The 2,343-nt window shown below is 37.6% G+C and carries 2 protein-coding genes; both read right to left on the minus strand.

The window, feature by feature from the left end; genetic code table 11:
- Nucleotides 1-835 precede the first annotated feature (835 nt).
- Complete coding sequence (locus tag BIZ39_RS21285; RefSeq protein WP_187448033.1) at nucleotides 836-1,123, minus strand: hypothetical protein; 288 nt, start codon at nucleotides 1,121-1,123, stop codon at nucleotides 836-838.
- A gap of 9 nt (nucleotides 1,124-1,132) precedes the next feature.
- On the minus strand, nucleotides 1,133-1,897 hold the full coding sequence (locus BIZ39_RS21290) for a ParM/StbA family protein (protein WP_187448034.1): 765 nt from the start codon (nucleotides 1,895-1,897) through the stop codon (nucleotides 1,133-1,135).
- Nucleotides 1,898-2,343: the final 446 nt, after the last annotated feature.

Raw genomic sequence — 2,343 nt, forward strand, 5'->3', positions numbered from 1 at the left:
CAATCTTTGCCATTGCTCACGTGTACGTCTTTTTGTTGCCATCAGTAAAGTCTCCGTTAGTAAAATCTACGGAGGCTATTTTACGGAGTAGCTAAATCTGGGGAAGACGGCCTATATTGATCGCTTACGTTATTCCTAAACGCTTTGTGGGTGCATCCTTTTTCAATCTGGGAACAATTTTGAAGTGCTCTCGTAGAATATTCACTTGCTCAAGCGTATAACCGATTCTACGTCCTGTTTCAGGGTTTACCTCTGGCTTTTCAAGTAGTTTAAGGGTTATAAGTATAAAGAAGGAAACGACCCCACGACGTCGCTTCGCTCTCGTCACGGGGTTTTTAATATTAATTTAAGATATAAGAAAGAACTTGGAACTGAAGCACTAGAACAAACTAAAGTAGTTCAGCTAACTCCATGTCACTATCGTTTATAATAAGATCATCATATAGAGGCTTGTCATGGAATTCCTGATCTATTGGTTGTGACTCTATCACCTCCTGTTTTTTGTCAGTAAATATTGGCTTAGTCACGAATGTGGAATTTGCACTCTCAATAAAACTGCGCATTCGAATTACTTCAGCAGACCGATGCCGAGAAGCAAAGCTATTTAAGTGTTCATACAAATCTGGATGTGAAGCTCTAGTGATACGTAGTCTGATATTACACGATTGAAATCCATCACCGGCCTCTAGCGGATATGAGATATTGTTTAAAGCTAAGCGCATGAAAAGCCGGATTATCTCATTTCGACCCTTTCCATCTAATTTGGAAACAAGTGCAGTTATATTCGGTAACTCTTCATTATTAAGCCTAAACTTGCACATGATATCCGACATCGTTATTTACCAGAATTAGCCTTTAACGCGCCACCATATTGCAAACCTTTTCCAACTGCATCGATACCATAACTGACTACTGCATGGTGCTTAAAACGACGTTGAATGTGATCTAATAAAAGTCCTGAGGCACCACCAACTACGACGATACCATCTAGAGATGCCCCTTTACCTATGACATTAGTTATCTTGTTCGCCGCTTTTTCCATATGTGAAGCAATGAGTTTACTGGCATCGAAAGAAACAGTTTCTGACTTATGAATTGGGAAATTAAATGTTTTACCAAACATAGACAGACTTCAAGTTTCAAAAGCCTTATTAATAATAGCTGGAGAAACCTCACCAATATCGAAGACCTTACTAGAGCCGAGGTACTCTGCAATTTCATGTACGAGAACAGACATGCCAAGCTCTATAGCACCAGATAGTTTTTCATCAGGTCTCATGTTGTTAATCGATAGCCAATCAAGAGTTAAATAGCCAATATCTATAACTAGGAAGTTTTTGTTAATTAGGCTTCGCAATCCAGTTTCAGGCGATGATTCATATACGTGGTAAAGTAAACCCGCAAATGGTTGACTGACTATCCACACATTTCTTATAGCAATATGACGTTGACCAATTTTGATATTCTTGGCCATTGCTTCTAATTTTGGTTTGAGGTGCATCCGATTGACTGGAAGTGCAAGTGCTAACATGTCAATTTCATCATGAGGTTGCAACGATAGACAACCAAGAAACATTGCTAAATATTCATCGCTATCGATGTAGTTATCATTAAGTACTTCAACGCTTTTACGCTCACTAGATAAACCTACATCCGTTCCAACTTGCCACTCGTTGTCATTAACAATAACAACTGCACTTTTGCCTGTGGTAACCAGTAGACCACCCGTCAAATCACTTCTTGAACCGAGTTGTTTAGGGCGAGAGGGCATCGTCATCGAGTTCATATGCTTGCCATTGGCGCTATAAACTAATGTGGTACTGCCATATCCCACTTCAATTGAAACAATAGAAGGATGAACCTTCTCATTACTCATGATTTTTTCAGCTACTGACATCTTATACCTCGTATATACCAAAAATTCACTGGGACACAAACGTGTCACTTGGGACACAAACGTGTCCCTAAGAAAAACAAATACATTTACTTTGAAAATGAGTTGGGACACAAAAATGTCACTTGGGACACAAACGTGTCCCTAGATAAATAATAAAGTGCAAAACTAGCATGCATTGACTATTAAGAGGTCTAAATCGTGGTGTTAATGGATTTATTCAATCGCTATCAGAATAGGAGAACTAATCTTCAAGTAAGTTGTTGATAACCTACTAAGGCTTAACAAAATAACGAATAGTTCATTTAAAACAATTAGATATGTAAATTAAACTGAAATTAAATAATCTTTATATATTAGGATTAACGAAAGAATATGCATTGATGGTAACCATTATATTCAATAATAGGTTATATATAACCTACTAAGGCTTAACAAAATAACGAATA

Origin of the sequence: Alteromonas sp. BZK5 (assembly GCF_014349115.1) — a bacterium.
Classification (GTDB): Bacteria; Pseudomonadota; Gammaproteobacteria; order Enterobacterales; family Alteromonadaceae; genus Alteromonas; species Alteromonas macleodii.

Coding starts and splice junctions, on each gene's coding strand:
- BIZ39_RS21285 (WP_187448033.1), bottom strand. CDS start 1,123: ATGTTTGGTAAAACATTTAATTTCCCAATTCATAAGTCAGAAACTGTT.
- BIZ39_RS21290 (WP_187448034.1), bottom strand. CDS start 1,897: ATGTCAGTAGCTGAAAAAATCATGAGTAATGAGAAGGTTCATCCTTCT.